This is a genomic window from Kitasatospora sp. NPDC004240 (assembly GCF_053603215.1).
The window spans coordinates 1-14,246 of the sequence record NZ_JBSGFD010000203.1; the positions used below are offsets into that span (position 1 = coordinate 1).

A 14,246-nucleotide genomic window follows, 5' to 3' on the forward strand; every position below is an offset into this window, starting at 1 on the left:
CTGACCTCCGGGCGGACACCGCGAGGGGCGCACCCCGGGTGGGTGCGCCCCTCGCGGCGGCCCGGGGTCCACGGCAAGGCGGCACGGCGCGGTTCACGGCTGCGCGAACTCACGTCCCATCAGTTCACCGTCGACATACTTCGACGATCGACCTATGCTTCCGTTTATGACCGATCATCAGATCCAGGAGCCCACCAGGCTCGTGCTCACCGCGCTCGCCGACGCGCCACGCCACGGGTACGCGATCATCCAGGAGGTCCTGGCGATCTCCGGCGGCCGGACCCGGCTGCGGACCGGCACCCTGTACACCGCGCTCGACCGACTGCGCCAGCAGGGCCTGGTCGAGGTACGGGCCGAGGAGGTCGTCGACGGCCGCCTGCGGCGCACCTTCGCGCTGACCGACCAGGGCCGGACCACCCTCGCCGAGGAGACCCGGCGCCTGCGCGAGTGCGTGCTGGAGGCCGAGCGCCGGCTCGGCACCCGCGGGCTGCGCGCGATGGGAGCGGGCGCGTGAACCAGGTGCACCCGGGCCGCGCCGAACGACTGCTGCTGGCCCTCTACCCCGCCCGCTACCGGGACGACCTCGGTGCGGACGCGGTCGCCGTCCTCGCCGAGGCCACGCACGGCCTCGGCCGTCTCGACCGGTGCCGCGAGTACCTCGACCTCGCGGCGCACGCCGCCCGGCTCCGGTTACGGATCTCGGCCACCGATCCCGCCGGACGGCTGCTGGCGGGTGCGGCGCCACTGGCCCTCACGCTGTTCGCGGGCGAGGTGCTCTGCCTCGGCCTGTCCTTGGCGATCGCGTCCGCCGTGGTCGACGTACCGATCGGTCCCCCGGGGTCGAGGCTGCTCAAGATCGCGGCGCTGATCGGGCTGATGGTCGTCGCACTACTGGCCCATCTGGCAGGTCGCTGGCGGACCGCCCGGCTGTTCACCGCGCTGGGAGCGCTCACCACCGTGGCCGTCCAGGCGGCACTGATCCACCGCGACCTGAGCCCGCTGCTGGCCTTCACCGCCCTCCTCGCCGTGCTGGCCCTCCTCGCGCCGCCCGACCTGGTGGAGACCACGCGGCGCAGCCGGTGGGAGTCCGCGGCAGTGGTCCTCGCGATCGCCGTTCCGATGATTCTCCCCCGCTTCGTGCCGGTCCCCTTCTTGTTCTACTACGCACCCACCATCCTGCCCTTCGGCGACTACGCCTTCACCTGCCTGGTCGCGGCGGCGGTCCTGGCGGTCCGCTGCGCCGCAGGCCGCCTGGATGTACCGCACCTCACCGGGGTACCGCTGGCCGCGGCCGTGGTCGGCGTACTGGCCTCCGGCTCGGTCGGCTTCCGCGCCGAGATCCTGGCGGCCGCCATGGTCCTCGGGCTCATCCTCGGCGCGGCCGCCCACGGCATCCGGCGTCTGTTCACCGCCCGCGCCTCACAGCGGTCCTGACACCACCACCGGCCGGCCCGACGCGATGACGGAGGCCGGAATCCCACGGGGGTGGCCGCACCGCCGCGGCCACCCTCCGGACGGTCGGGCCCGGCAGCACGGGCGGCGGGGCCCCGGCCCATCGGCCGTGACCCCGCCGCAAGAGCGCCGTTCCGCGCCGGCTGGTCGGTGCCTCAGCCGCCCAGCGGGAGCAGGTTGAGCACACCGCCCAGGAGGTCGACGCCGACGCTGCCCAGGATGTCGGAGTCGAAGGTGTTGGTGTTGCCGCAGTTGTTCTGCGCGGCCGATGCGTCACCGGTGCCGCAGATGAAGCCGGTGCCCAGGATGTCCCCGGCGCGGTGACCCGAGTCGGCGGAGGCCCAACCCGCTCCCGAGAGGAGCAGTCCGCCCACAGCGGCCGCGACAGCAAGTTTCCTGATCATATGTCCTCCTTATTTATGGCCTTTGCCCCATGCTGCGGAGCCCTCCCCGTCCACGCCGTCAGGCGCGGCCGCTCAGGCCACGAGTCCGCGGAAGGGTTCACCCTCCTTGACCACCGGCCCGGGTCCACCAAGGTCGCGGCACGCCCGGCGGGATCCGCTTCATCAGCTCCGGCGCCGCGTCAGGCGGTCGCCCACTCGACCCGGATCCGCGCGGCCGAGGCGGCGAGCGCGGTGAGCAGCCCGTCGGTGGACGTGGCCGGGGCGGTGCGCAGGGCGGCGAGGCCGATGCGGCGGGTCATGGGCTGACCGTCCACGGGGCGTACGGCGAGGTCGGGGCGGTGCCCGGCGAGGCCGAGGCGGGGGACGAGGGCGACACCGGTGCCGGCGGCGACGAAGCCCTGGAGGACGGCGTAGTCGTCGGTGCGCATCGCGGGCACGGGTTGGAACCCGTGAAGGGCGCACGCGTCCTCCAGTGCCCGGTCGACGGGGTCGTCGCTCTCGGTCCGACTCATGATCCAGCCCTCGTCACGGAGTTCGGTCAGGGGGACGGCGTCCCGGGCGGCCAGCGGGTGGTCGGCCGCGAGGACGAGGAGCAGCGGGTCGTCGAGCAGCGGATGGACGGTGACGTCCTCGCCCAGGCCGTGGTCCGTGGCGGGTGGCGGAGTGGGGGACGGCGTGTGGTGGGCCGGCGTGTGGTGGGCCGGCGTGTGGTGGGCCGGCGTGTGGTGGGCCGGCGTGTGGTGGGCCGGCGTGGCGGGGCCTGGCACGGGCTCCGGGGCCCGGTAGAAGACCAGGGCGACGTGCAGGTCGTGGGTGCGCAGCCCGGCCAGGAGCGCGGGCACCTCGCCCTCGGTGAGGGACACCCGCACACCCCGTTGACGCAGCTCCCGTACGGCGGGCGGCAGGAGGAGGGCGCCCGCCGTGGGGAAGGTGCCGATCCGCAGGGTGGCGGCGCCGTGCTCGGCGAGTTCGCGGATCTCGCGTTCGGCGACCAGGATCCGCTCCAGGACGGCCTCGGCGTGCGGGAGCAGGGCGCGGCCGGCCTCGGTGAGCACCGCGCCGCGGGCACCACGGTGGACCAGGGGGGTGCGCAGGTGGGCTTCCAGGGTGGCCAGGTGGTGGGTGACGGTGGGCTGGCTGAAGTGCAGGGCGCGGGCGGCGGCGGCGAGTGAGCCCTCGCGCGCGATGGCGCGCAGGACTCTCAGGTGGCGCAGTTCGAGCACGTCGGGGCTCCTCGGGGTGCTGGACGGTCCGGGCGGACCGGGTGCGGCCGGCCGGGGGGCGCCGCGGAGCGACCGCACGCGGGCACAGCCATAGACGGATTCTGGAGGTCTCCAGAGAATCATGCGCTTCCCCGATGGCCGCGCCGGTGCGATGGTCGTGCCGTGAACGACCGAAGAATCATCGAATCCCCTGCTCAGCGCCGCGCCCCGTACGCCGAGGCCCTCGCCGCCGCCGGGCGGGTGGAGTGGCTGAGGCTCAACGTCCCGGGTCATGCGGCGGACCCCGGCCGCTTCGGCGGCCTCGCGGCGCTGTTCGGGCGGCCCCCGCTGGAACTGGACCTGCCGCCGCTGCTGGAGGGCCTCGACCTGGGGCCGGGCAACCCGATGGACCAGGCGCTGGAGCTGGCCGCCGAGGCGTGGGGTGCCCGCCGGACGTGGTTCCTGACCAACGGCGCCTCGCAGGGCAACCGGATCGCCGTACTGGCGGCCGCTGCCCTCGGCGACACCCTGGTGGTGCAGCGCAGCGTGCACTCCAGCGTGGTGGACGGCCTGGTGCTGTCCGGGCTGCGCGGCGCCTTCGTCCACCCGTCGGTGGACGCGGAGCTGGGGATCGCGCACGGCGTGACGCCGGCCGCGCTCGCCGAGGCCCTTGCCGGGCGGCCGCGCGCGGCGGCGGCGTACGTGGTGACGCCGAGCTACTTCGGCGCCGTGGCCGACGTACGGGGTCTGGCGGACGTGGCGCACGCGGCCGGGGTGCCGCTGATCGTCGACGAGGCGTGGGGATCGCACTTCGGGTTCCACCCGGACCTGCCGGCGAGCGCCCTCGCGCAGGGCGCGGACCTGGTGGTCTCCAGCACCCACAAGCTGGGCGGCAGCCTCACCCAGTCCGCGATGCTGCACCTGGCCGACGGCCCCTTCGGGGGCGTCCTGGAGCCGCTGGTGCAGCGGGTCTTCCACCTGACCCAGTCGACCAGCGCCAGCGCCCTGCTGCTGGCCTCGCTCGACGTGGCCCGGCAGCAGCTGGTCGGCGGGTTCGACCGGATCGGGCGCTCGCTGGAGGCGGCGGACGCCATGCGGACGGCCGTCCGGGACGGCGGACGGTTCGCGGTGGTCAGCGACGGGTTCGGACGCTTCCCCGACATCGCGGGGGCCGACCCCCTGCGGGTGGCCGTGAACACCCGGGCCGGCGGCATCACGGGGCACGAGGCGCGGCGACGGCTGATGCGCGAGCACCGGCTGTTCGTCGAGGTCGCCACCGATGCGGCGATCGTGGCCGTGGTCGGCGCGGGCTCCGCCCCGGACGTGGGGCGCTTCACCGAGGCCCTGCACGCCCTGCCCGCGCAGCCGGACGCGACGACCGCACCCGACCGGCTCGTCCTCCCCGAACCGGGAGCCGTCCGGCTGACCCCCCGCGAGGCGTTCCTCGCGCCGACCACCCTGGTGCCCGCCCACCTGGCGGCCGGCCGGATCAGCGCCGACACGCTCTCGGCCTACCCGCCGGGCATCCCCAACGTCCTGCCGGGCGAGGAGATCACCGCCGAGCACGTGGACTTCTTCCAGCGCACCGCCAAGGCCCCGACCGGTCACGTCCGGGGCGCCCACGACCCGGACGTGACCCTCCTGCGCGTGGTCGACACCCCCTGACGGACGGGTCCCGCTCCGGTACGGTCGGCCGGACCCAGGCGGCGTCTCAGGCGGGTGTGTGCGCCGGGTGGTTGGCCCGGTGGCGGCGGACGGCGTCGCGGTTGGCGCAGCGCTGGGAGCAGTAGCGCCGGCGTCCGGTCCGGGTGGGGTCGGCGAAGACGGTGGCGCGCTCGGCGACGGCGCAGCGTCCGAGGCGGTGCATGCCGCGCCCGACCAGGTGCAGGGCGGTGCCGACGGCGATCAGGGCGGCGAGGAGGGCGCCGATCGGCTGCGCGTCGTCGCGGTAGTGCAGGTGCCAGCCGTCACCGCTGAGGCCGACCGGGTGATCGGCTCCGTGTGGCGGCGCCCTGGGCCCGGGCGGACGATGGAGTCCGTCTCGTTCGTACCGTCCGGACCCGGAGGCCATGATGGCGACCCTCACGGTGTGGCGCTTCCCCACCGCGACCGGTGCCGACGAAGCCCTCGACACCCTGAAGCGCCTCCAGCGCCAGGAAGTGATCAAGGTCCAGGACGGCGCCGTGGTCAGCTGGCCGGAGAACGCCCGCAAGCCCCGGACCCGCCACCTGAACGACATGACCGGCATGGGTGCCCTGGGCGGAGCGTTCTGGGGCTTCCTCCTCGGCGCGATCTTCTTCGTTCCCGTTCTCGGCATGGCGGCGGGCGCCGCCTCAGGCGCCCTGGGAGGCCACCTCGCCAACCTGGGCATCGACGAGTCGTTCGTCGCACAGGTGCGGGCGAAGGTCACACCCGGCAGCTCCGCGATTCTCGTGCTCACCACGGACGCCGTCCTCGACCGGATCCGTCCCGAGTTGGAGGACTCGCACGCCGAACTCGTCCAGACCAACCTCTCCGCGGACGAAGAGGCCCGCCTGCGCGAGGCCTTCACCGAGGGCCGGTAGCGCCCTCACCGGGGTGATCCGCAGGGCTGCCGGTGCCGCCGCGCACTCGGGCGGCCAAATACCGGGACGAACGTCCTCCGACGGCCACCATGGGAGCGTACGAGTCCTCCGGCTCCCTGTGAGGTGACGGCGTGAGAGGCCTGACGAGGCTGGTACCCGCGTCCATGCGCGGGTACCGACGGGCGTGGCTGGGCCAGGACGTGATCGCGGGGGTGGCGCTGTCCGCGGTCGCGATCCCCGAGGTCATGGGCTACACCTCGATCGCCGGGATGCCCATCGTCACCGGCCTGTACACGCTGATCCTCCCGGCCGTCGCGTTCGCCCTGCTGGGTTCGTCGAGGCTGCTCGTCGTCGGTGCGGACTCCGCCACCGCGGCGATCCTCTACTCCGGCCTGCTCGAACTGGGAATCGTCGGCCTCACTCCGGGCTCGCCGCAGTGGGTCGGGCTGGCCGGTCTCATCGCCCTGGTGTCGGGCGGCATCCTGGCCGCCGCGCGCCTGCTCCGGCTCGGCTTCCTCGCCGACTTCCTGTCGGCCGCCGTCCTGATCGGCTTCCTGACGGGTGTCGGCATCCAGGTGGCGACGGCTCAGATCCCCGAGATGCTCGGCATTCCCAAGGGCCCCGGCAACTGGTTCCAGCGGCAGTGGTTCTGGCTGACCCGTCTCGACGAGGTCTCCTGGCACACCGTCGCCTACAGCGCCGTCACGATCCTGATCATCGTGGCCTTCAAGCGGTTCCTGCCCAGGTTCCCGGGCACCCTCGTGGCGGTGGTCGTGCTGATCGCCGCCTCCGCGGCAACCGACGCCTCCCACCACGGGGTCGCGGTCGTCGGAGCCGTCGAGGGCGGCTTTCCTCCGATCGGCCTGCCGTCCGGGCTGGCCCCCGGCGACGTGTCCCGGGTCTTCTCGGTGGCGCTCTCCTGCTTCCTCCTGATCCTGGCGCAGAGCGCGGCGACGGCGCACGCCTTCGCCACCAGGCGTGGCGACCCGGTCGACGTCGACCGCGACCTGGTCGGTCTCTCGGTCGCTAACCTCGCCGCCGGGCTCAGCGGCACCTTCGTCGTCAACGGTTCCCCGACCAAGACGGAGATCCTGGAGCAGCAGCGCGGCCGGACGCAGGTCGCCAACCTGACGATGGCCGTGATCTCGCTCCTGGTCGTGCTGGTCTTCACCTCGGTGCTGGCCGACATGCCGCTCGCGGTGCTGGCCGCCATCGTGTTCCTGGTCGGCCTCGACCTCGTCGACCTGCGCGGCCTGCGGCTGATCCGGCTCCGGCGCCGGAACGAGTTCGTCATCGCCGCCGTCACCGCCTTCGCGGTCTTCGGCATCGGCGTCGAGCAGGGCGTCCTGCTGGCCGTCGCGCTGTCCCTGTTCGAGGTCATCCGGCGGGAGTACCGGCCCAAGGACTTCGTGGTCGGGGTCACCGAGGAGGGCGAACCCACGTACCGGTCCGCCGAGCCCGGGATCGAGAGCGCCCCCGGCCTGATCGTCTTCCGCTTCGACGCGGAGCTCTTCTACGCGAACGCGAGCCGCTTCACCGACGAGGTGAGGGCCCTCGTCGACGGCGCACCCGGTCCGGTGCGCTGGCTGGTGCTCGACGCCGCCGGGATCGCCGACGTCGACTACTCGGCCGGGGTCCGCCTGCACGGCCTCCTCGACTTCCTCACCGCACGCCGCGTCACCTTCGTCCTGGCGCGTCCCGACGCGTCCCTCGTGGACACCCTGAAGGCGTACGAGCTGTGGCAGCGGATCCCTCCCGAGCACGTCTTCGGCAACCTGATCGACGCCATCCGGGCGTACCCCGCCGGCGGGCCCCCCGATGCCGCCGACGAGCCGCCGGCCGGCTGACAACCGCAGGTGCGACCGGTGCCGGCATCGATACCGGACGGCGGTGGTTCGTCGAGCAGGGCGCGGAAGGTGTCGCGCCACACCCGGGCGGGTGCGCGCATGCTCTCGCGCACCATCAGGTCGGCGAACTCCTCCGGCAGCGGCCGGGTCACCAGCGAGTCCAGGAGCCCGCGGAGTTCCACCGGGTCGAGCGGGTCGGTGAGCCTCTCGACCCAGTCCCGGATCGCGGCCACCCCGGGCTTGTCGTCCAGGCGGGCCGGCGAACCGAGGAACACCAGGCCGACGACCCGGCCGGGGTGCTCCGCGGCGAAGCGGCGCAGGACGAAGCCGGCGCTGGACGCCCCCACCAGTACCGCCCCCACCAGTACCGCCCGCTCCACGCCGACCCGGTCGAGGAACTCCGCCAGGTCGGCCGCGAAGTCCGCCGGCCGGTACCCGTCCGGCGGGCAGCTCGCCCCGCCGTGCCCGCGCTGGCTCGGCGCGAGCACGTGCAGGCTCTCCGGCAGCCGGGCCATCAGCGGCTCGAAGGAGCGCCAGGAGTCACCGACGGCGTGCACCAGCACGACCGGGAGCCCGCTGCGCGGGCCCTGCTCGGCGTAGGGCAGCAGCAGCCCCGCGCGGGCGAGCCGGGCCACCGGCTCGCCCGCCTCCGTACGCGGCGCCCGTTGCCGTCCCGGGTCGTTTCCGTGCTCGTTCCCGCGCTCGTTCCCGCTCACCGTGGCTCCGGTCCTCGACGTCGTTCCCCTGAACGATCGACCGGGGACCGGATCCGCTGAAGGGCTGTTCGGGGTGTGCGGGATCCGATCGCCGCCCGCCGGCGTCCTCCTCCTCGGTCGGTGCGGGAAGGTCACCCGGACGCCGACCCGTACGCACCGACCGCCGTCCCGTGCCGAAGGAGACCCCGTGTCCGAGTATGACGACCGCACCGCGCCGCACGACCCGCCGGAGTTCGGGCCGCGACGCTTCCTCGCGGGGCACGCCGCGCCGGCCGCGTGCGCGGACGCCGTGGTGCGCGACGAGGAGGGACGGCTGCTGATCGTCGACCCCCTCCACGGGGAGGGCTGGGACCTGCCCGGCGGGATGCTGGAGGACGAACTGCCGGACGCCGGCCTGCGCCACGCGCTGGAGGAGTCGCTCGGCCTGCGGGTGCGGGTGGGGCGGCTGCTGGTGTTCGACGCCGTCCCGGCCGACCGGTGGGGCCGCTCGGTCCTCTCCTTCGTGTTCGCCGCGCACTGCGAGGACCCGGCCGGCACGGCCGCGCCGCTGCCGCGCGGCGGGGCGGTGCGGGCGGCGCGCTTCGTGACCGATGAGGAGGCGTCGGAGCTGCTGGCCCCGCCGGTGGCCGCCCGGCTGAGGGCCGCCACCGGCGCCGAACGTGGCTCGCACACCGTGCTGCTGCGTGACGGGGAGCCCGTACCAGGCTCACGGCGCGACCACTACTGGCAGCTGTCCGGGCCGCTGATCGCCGCGACCGTGCTGGTTCGGGACACGGCCGGCCGGGTGCTGGTGCTGGAGCCCTCCTACAAGGACCACCTGGAGCTGCCCGGGGGCATGGTCGAGCCGAACGAGACGCCCGCGCAGGCCGCCGCCCGCGAGCTGGAGGAGGAACTCGGACTGCGGCTGCCGGTCGGCCGGCTGCTGGTCCTCGACAGCATCCCCGCCGCCCTGTCCCGCAGCGGGCGCGCGATGACCTGCCACGTCTTCGACCTCGCCCCGTTGACGGCCCGTCAGAGCGGCTCGCTGGTGTTCGCGGACGGGGAGGTCCGCTCCGCCCGGTGGCTGGCCCCGGAGCAGGCCATCGCGGAACTGCCGCCCGTGCTGTCCGACCGGGTCTCCGCAGCCCTGCGCGCCCTGGCGGGCGGCGGCGTGGAGATCCTCGACCGTGACACCGCCGCACCGCCGACCGAGCCGGGCTCGCAGCGGAGCGCTTGATCGCTGCGCTACGAGGAGGGCGGCCGGAGGGCCTGCACCGGGACGTGTTCGGCGACCCGGTGTCCCCGCTGCAGGTCGTCATCGGTCCGGACTCGGCCTCACCGGCGGCCGGGTGTCCTGAGCTCCCGGCCGCTCAGCGTTCGTCGGGCTCCGCCAACTGCTCCCGGGTGGTGCCCGTCTTGCGCAGGACGGAGGCGACGTGGTGTTCGACGGTCCGGGTGGAGAGGGAGAGGGCCGCGGCGATGTCCCGGTTGGTGGCCCGGTGCCGGAGCAGGTCGAGGACCTGCTCCTCGCGCGGGGAGAGCCGGTCGCCGTAGCCGGCCCGGCCCGGGGTGGGGGAACGCCGTCCGCCGAGGGCCCGGACCCGGCTGCGGCAGCGTGCGGCGTCCGCCGTGGCGCCGATCGCCTCGAAGCGGGTGGCGGTGTCGGCGAACAGCTCCTCGGCCCTGGCGGGGTGTGCGGCGGTGAGGGCGGTGGCGGCGCGTTCGGCCGCGAGCGCCGCCGGGTGGGGGCGGCCGACGCCCGTCCACCCGGCCCGGGCCTGCTCGAACGCCTCCGCCGCGGCGGCCGGGTCCTCGGCGAGCAGCAGGCCCCGGCAGAAGTGCTGCTCGGCGGCGGCTCCGGGCGCGTCCGCGTCCCGGACGGCTGCGGCGTGACGGGTGCTCAGGTCCTCGGCGGCGGCGCGGTCGCCGCGGAGCAGGGCGGCCTCGACGGCCACCGGGAGGAGGTCCCAGGCGCCGGTCCACAGTTCCTTGTGCTCGATGAGCGGGAGGTAGTCGGAGACCGCCTGCCAGGCCTGCCCGGGGTCCTGACGGGCGAGGTGGATCCTGGCGGTGCCGGCGGCCGCGGCCAGGGCCGCGAGGTCCTGGTGACCGGGGTCGGCGGCCAGGAGCCGGTCGAAGTGGCCGGCCGCGGTGGTGAACTGCCCCCGTGCCAGGGCGGTACGACCCTCGGCCACCGCGACGTACCATCCGTGGGTCAGCGGCCCGCCGTCGGGGTATCGGCCGCGGAGGTCGTCCAGGTCCGTCTCCCACTGTTCCCAGCGTCCGCCGAGCCAGGTGAGCACCAGCCGGCAGGCCTCGCAGCCCAGGGTGAACAGCGGCGTCCCCGTCCGCGCGGACAGGGTGGCGCCCTCCTCGGCCCAGCGGACGGCCTGCTCGTCCTGGCCGAGCAGGAGGCCGTTCTCCGCGGCGTTGGCCAGCGCCATGACCGTGGTCCGCACCACACCGGGGTCCTCGTCCTCGCGCGGCAGCCCCGCCAGGAGGTCCGGGACCCGGGGGTCGCCCTGGCGTCCGAGGAGGGAGATCCAGGTCATGGTGATGCCCGCCTCGGTGGCGCGGTGCGGGGTGCCGGCCAGGGTGGCACGGGCGCGCTCCAGCCAGCCGCGCTGTTCCGTGACGGTGAGCGGCCCGTGGTCGGCCCCGGCGAGCGAGGCCATGGCCCGGGCCGCCAGTTCGACGTCGTACTGCTCCAGGTCGGGGACGGCGGCCTCGATCTCCGTCAGCCCTGCGGGGTCCTGCCAATTTGCGAGGTGCAGCCCGAGGCGCAGGCGGAGCTCGGCCCGGGGCCCGGCCGGCAGGCCGGGGATGGCGAGCAGACGGCGCAAGGTCGCGGTGGACGGGTCCGGCTCGGTGCGGTGCCGGATGGCGTTCGCCAGCGCGAGCGCGGTCGCGGCGGTCTGTTCCGGCGTGAGGGAGGGCCGGTCGAGGATCTCCTGGAGCAGACCGGCCGCGGTGCCGAGGTCGCCCCGTTCGATGGCCTGGTCGGCGGCGGCCTGTGCCCTGGGCAGCCAGGCGTCCATGTCGCCGACCGCCTTGGTGTGGTGGGCGATCCGGACCAGCGGCGGGTTCTCCACGCCCTGGAGGACCTCCAGCGCACGGCGGTGCGCCCGGGTCCGGGCGGGCCCGGGTATCGCCTGGTGGACGGCCTGGACCGCGAGGGCGTGCGCGAAGCCGTAGCTGTCGGGCCCGAGCTCGTGGAGCACGGCCGCGCCCAGCGCCTCCTCCAGGGCCCGCCGGGTCTCCTCCTGCGACAGGCCGGCCACCTCGCCGAGCAGCCGTTCCCCGGCCGGCACCGCCAGGACGGCGGCGGCGTCGACGAGTGCGGCGGCGGGCGGGCCGAGCCGGGCGAGCCGCTCGTGCATCACCTCGCGCAGGCTCCGCGGCACGTCGAGGCCGTGGCCGGCCGCCGTGTCCGTCGCCAGGGCGGTGAGGCTCTCGCCCGCACGGCCCCGGGCGACGAGGGTGGTCAGGTCCTCCTCCACGATCAGCGGCAGGCCGCCGCTGCGGTCCAGCAGCAGCCGGGCCAGGGCGGCCGGCGGCCGGTGGCCCAGGGCGGAGCGGGCGAGGGCGTCGACCTGCTCGCCGCCGAGCGGGCGCAGGACGAGCTCGGTGCCGGCGGTACCGGCCGGGCGGTGGTAGGGGACCCCGAGGAGCGGGGTGCCCCGGGGCTGGTCCTCGGCGCGGTAGGTGAGCACCAGCGCGCTGTCGGCGGGCAGGTCGCGGGCGAGCAGCAGGAGCAGTTCACGGGTGGCGGGGTCGGCCCAGTGCAGGTCCTCGACCGCCAGGGCGACCGGCGCCAGGGCCGCCAGCAGGGCGCGCACGGCGTTGGCCATCGTCCGGCCGGTCATGGCCCGCGCCGACGGTGGCGGGGGAAGCCGGTCGGCGAGGTCCGGCAGGAGCGGGGCGAGCGCTCCCGCGTCCGCGCCGATGGCGTCCGCCGGGGGCAGCCAGGGCCCGGCGGCCCGCAGCGCGTCGGTCACCGGCCCGTACGGCTGGGGCTCGCGGAGCGGGTGGCACAGGCCGGTCGGTGTCCGTACGCCGTCCCGGGCCAGGACGGCGAGGGCCTCGGTCACCAGGCGGGACTTGCCGATCCCGGCCGGTCCCTCGATCACGGCGACGGCCGGGCGTGACGACAGGGCGGCGACCACCGCCGCGAGTTCGTCCTGGCGGCCGACGAAGTCGAAGCCGTGGCCGGCGACTGCGGGCCTGGGGCCGGGGTCCGTCATCCGCTCCTCCGTGGCGCCTCGCTCCGACACGTTCGCGCACGTTTGTGGCGGTCCGGAGCGCTCACCGGGCCCGCCCCCAGGTTCACCGTAGGTCCGGCCGGAGGCCGCCGCCACGCCGGCCGGGGGCAGGACGTGCCGGCCCGGGGCGGGAGCGCGGCCCGATGACGTGGGACGGACCGCGAACCGGATCGAACCTTGGTCAAAATGACACTACTCTGATCGAGTCAGATCATTCAATCGTTTTCTCTTGACGATGATCGGATCACTCCCCAGGATGGCCACCAATCACCCCACGCCTCCCCCGGGCCCGGATCGACCCTCACTCCGCCCGACGTCACATCGAGCCCACCGCCGGGGCGGGTGCGGCCGGAGCACGCACGACCCGCGACGCTCCCTACCAGCCGGGTGTTGCTTTATGTCTCTTTATGTTTGATTATGTTGTGCACAAGCGCCCGAGTCGTTGCTCCCGCCGGGCCGTCGCGTCTGAGAGGAAGCCGTGATCAGAACAGTCAGCAAGCTCGCCGATGGGCGGGAGATCATCTACTACGACTCGACGGTCGCCGGGAGTCGCGGCTGCGCCGACCGCCGGCCGCTGGAGCCGACCGAGAACCGCTCCCAGGTGCGCCGGGACCCGGCCACCGGCGCGTGGGTGACGATCGCCGCCCACCGCCAGGCCCGCACGTACCACCCGCCGGCCGACGAGTGCCCGCTCTGCCCCTCCCGCGAGGGCCGGCTCAGCGAGGTCCCCGACGCCGACTACCAGGTCGCCGTCTTCGAGAACCGGTTCCCGTCCCTGGCCGCCGGGGCCGCCCCCGTCGACGGCGCCGGCGCCGGCCCGGACGACCCGCTGCGGGCCGCCATGGCCGGCCGCGGCCGCTGCGAGGTGGTCTGCTTCACCGCCGACCACGACGCCTCCTTCGCCGACCTCACCGAGGACCGCGCCCGCCTCGTCCTCGACGCCTGGACCGACCGCACCGCCGACCTCACCGCACTGCCCGACGTCCGGCAGGTCTACTGCTTCGAGAACCGCGGCACCGAGATCGGCGTCACCCTGGCCCACCCCCACGGCCAGATCTACGCCTTCCCCTTCACCACCCCCCGCACCGCCCGCATGGTCGAACAGGCCGCCCGCCACCGCGCCGCCACCGGCCGCAACCTCTTCGACGACCTCCTGGCCGCCGAACTCGCCGAGGGCAGCCGGGTCGTCCTGGCCGGCGAGCACTGGACCGCCTTCGTCCCGTACGCCGCCCGCTGGCCCTACGAGGTGCACCTCTACCCGAACCGCCGCGTCGCCGACCTCACCCGCCTCGACGAGGACGCCCGCGCCGAGTTCCCCCGTCTCTACCTCGAACTGCTGCGCCGCTTCGACCGGCTCTTCGGCGACCCGGCCGGCCGCACCCCCTACATCTCCGCCTGGCACCAGGCCCCCGTCACCGACGGCGCCGAACTCGCCCTCCACCTTGAGCTGTTCACCCTGCGCCGCACCGCCGACAAGCTCAAGTACCTGGCCGGCGTCGAGTCCGGTATGGACGCCTTCGTCAACGACGTGTCGCCCGAGCAGGCGGCCCAGCGCCTCCGGGAGGTCGCCTCGTGAGTACGTACCTGGTCACGGGTGGCGCCGGCTATGTCGGCAGTGTGGTGGCCGCCCACCTGCTGGAGGCGGGTCACCGGGTGACCGTCCTGGACGACCTCTCCACCGGTTTCCGGGAGGGTGTGCCGGCCGGCGCCGAGTTCGTGCGCGGGCGGATCCAGGACGCCGGCGAGGTGCTGGACGCCTCCTTCGACGGGGTGCTGCACTTCGCGGCCTCCTCGCAGGTCGGCGAGTCGGTCACCGACCC

General features: G+C 74.8%; 11 protein-coding genes and 2 pseudogenes. 8 read left to right on the plus strand and 5 right to left on the minus strand.

Annotated elements, in window-relative coordinates; genetic code table 11:
- Positions 1–166 precede the first annotated feature (166 nt).
- Both ACWEQL_RS35010 and ACWEQL_RS35015 read left to right on the plus strand, forming a co-directional pair.
- Complete coding sequence (locus ACWEQL_RS35010; RefSeq protein WP_452154423.1) at positions 167–514, plus strand: PadR family transcriptional regulator; 348 nt, start codon at positions 167–169, stop codon at positions 512–514.
- Positions 511–1,434: a hypothetical protein gene (locus tag ACWEQL_RS35015; RefSeq protein WP_452154424.1), complete on the plus strand. Its 924-nt coding sequence runs from the start codon at positions 511–513 to the stop codon at positions 1,432–1,434. The genes ACWEQL_RS35010 and ACWEQL_RS35015 overlap by 4 nt, the downstream gene beginning before the upstream one ends.
- A gap of 173 nt (positions 1,435–1,607) precedes the next feature.
- Here ACWEQL_RS35015 and ACWEQL_RS35020 read toward each other — a convergent pair whose 3' ends face one another.
- Complete coding sequence (locus tag ACWEQL_RS35020; protein WP_452154425.1) at positions 1,608–1,856, minus strand: hypothetical protein; 249 nt, start codon at positions 1,854–1,856, stop codon at positions 1,608–1,610.
- 179 nt (positions 1,857–2,035) lie between these two features.
- Positions 2,036–3,079, minus strand: a complete 1,044-nt coding sequence (locus tag ACWEQL_RS35025) for a LysR family transcriptional regulator (RefSeq protein WP_452154426.1) — start codon at positions 3,077–3,079, stop codon at positions 2,036–2,038.
- A gap of 162 nt (positions 3,080–3,241) precedes the next feature.
- On the opposite strand from ACWEQL_RS35025, the gene ACWEQL_RS35030 reads away from it, so the two are divergent.
- A complete protein-coding gene (locus ACWEQL_RS35030) occupies positions 3,242–4,723 on the plus strand; it encodes an aminotransferase class I/II-fold pyridoxal phosphate-dependent enzyme (protein WP_452154427.1) in 1,482 nt (493 codons plus the stop codon).
- Positions 4,724–4,769: 46 nt separating this feature from the next.
- Here ACWEQL_RS35030 and ACWEQL_RS35035 read toward each other — a convergent pair.
- Positions 4,770–5,033 (minus strand): annotated as a pseudogene (locus ACWEQL_RS35035) (CGNR zinc finger domain-containing protein); the annotation flags it as partial.
- Between the two features lie 94 nt (positions 5,034–5,127).
- On the opposite strand from ACWEQL_RS35035, the gene ACWEQL_RS35040 reads away from it, so the two are divergent.
- Both ACWEQL_RS35040 and ACWEQL_RS35045 read left to right on the plus strand, forming a co-directional pair.
- Entirely contained in the window at positions 5,128–5,622 is a 495-nt protein-coding gene (locus ACWEQL_RS35040; RefSeq protein ID WP_452154428.1) for a DUF1269 domain-containing protein, read from the plus strand.
- A 164-nt stretch (positions 5,623–5,786) separates the two neighbouring features.
- Complete coding sequence (locus tag ACWEQL_RS35045) at positions 5,787–7,469, plus strand: SulP family inorganic anion transporter (RefSeq protein ID WP_452154429.1); 1,683 nt, start codon at positions 5,787–5,789, stop codon at positions 7,467–7,469.
- 65 nt (positions 7,470–7,534) lie between these two features.
- On the opposite strand, the pseudogene ACWEQL_RS35050 reads toward ACWEQL_RS35045, so the two are convergent.
- Positions 7,535–8,395, minus strand: a pseudogene (locus ACWEQL_RS35050) (alpha/beta fold hydrolase); the annotation flags it as partial.
- On the opposite strand from ACWEQL_RS35050, the gene ACWEQL_RS35055 reads away from it, so the two are divergent.
- The gene (locus tag ACWEQL_RS35055) at positions 8,373–9,401 is read left to right on the plus strand and encodes an NUDIX domain-containing protein (protein ID WP_452154430.1); all 1,029 of its coding nucleotides are present in this window, start codon (positions 8,373–8,375) and stop codon (positions 9,399–9,401) included. The pseudogene ACWEQL_RS35050 and the gene ACWEQL_RS35055 sit on opposite strands and share 23 nt — an antisense overlap.
- A 133-nt stretch (positions 9,402–9,534) precedes the next feature.
- Here ACWEQL_RS35055 and ACWEQL_RS35060 read toward each other — a convergent pair whose 3' ends face one another.
- The gene (locus tag ACWEQL_RS35060) at positions 9,535–12,408 is read right to left on the minus strand and encodes an ATP-binding protein (RefSeq protein ID WP_452154431.1); all 2,874 of its coding nucleotides are present in this window, start codon (positions 12,406–12,408) and stop codon (positions 9,535–9,537) included.
- 496 nt (positions 12,409–12,904) lie between these two features.
- Here ACWEQL_RS35060 and galT point away from each other — a divergent pair, with 496 nt between their 5' ends.
- Together galT and ACWEQL_RS35070 are read left to right on the plus strand one after the other, a co-directional pair.
- Complete coding sequence (gene galT, locus ACWEQL_RS35065) at positions 12,905–14,002, plus strand: galactose-1-phosphate uridylyltransferase (RefSeq protein WP_452154432.1); 1,098 nt, start codon at positions 12,905–12,907, stop codon at positions 14,000–14,002.
- Positions 13,999–14,246, plus strand: a 248-nt coding sequence (locus tag ACWEQL_RS35070; protein WP_452154433.1) for an NAD-dependent epimerase/dehydratase family protein, incomplete at its 3' end; no start/stop codon positions are given. The genes galT and ACWEQL_RS35070, both read left to right, overlap by 4 nt.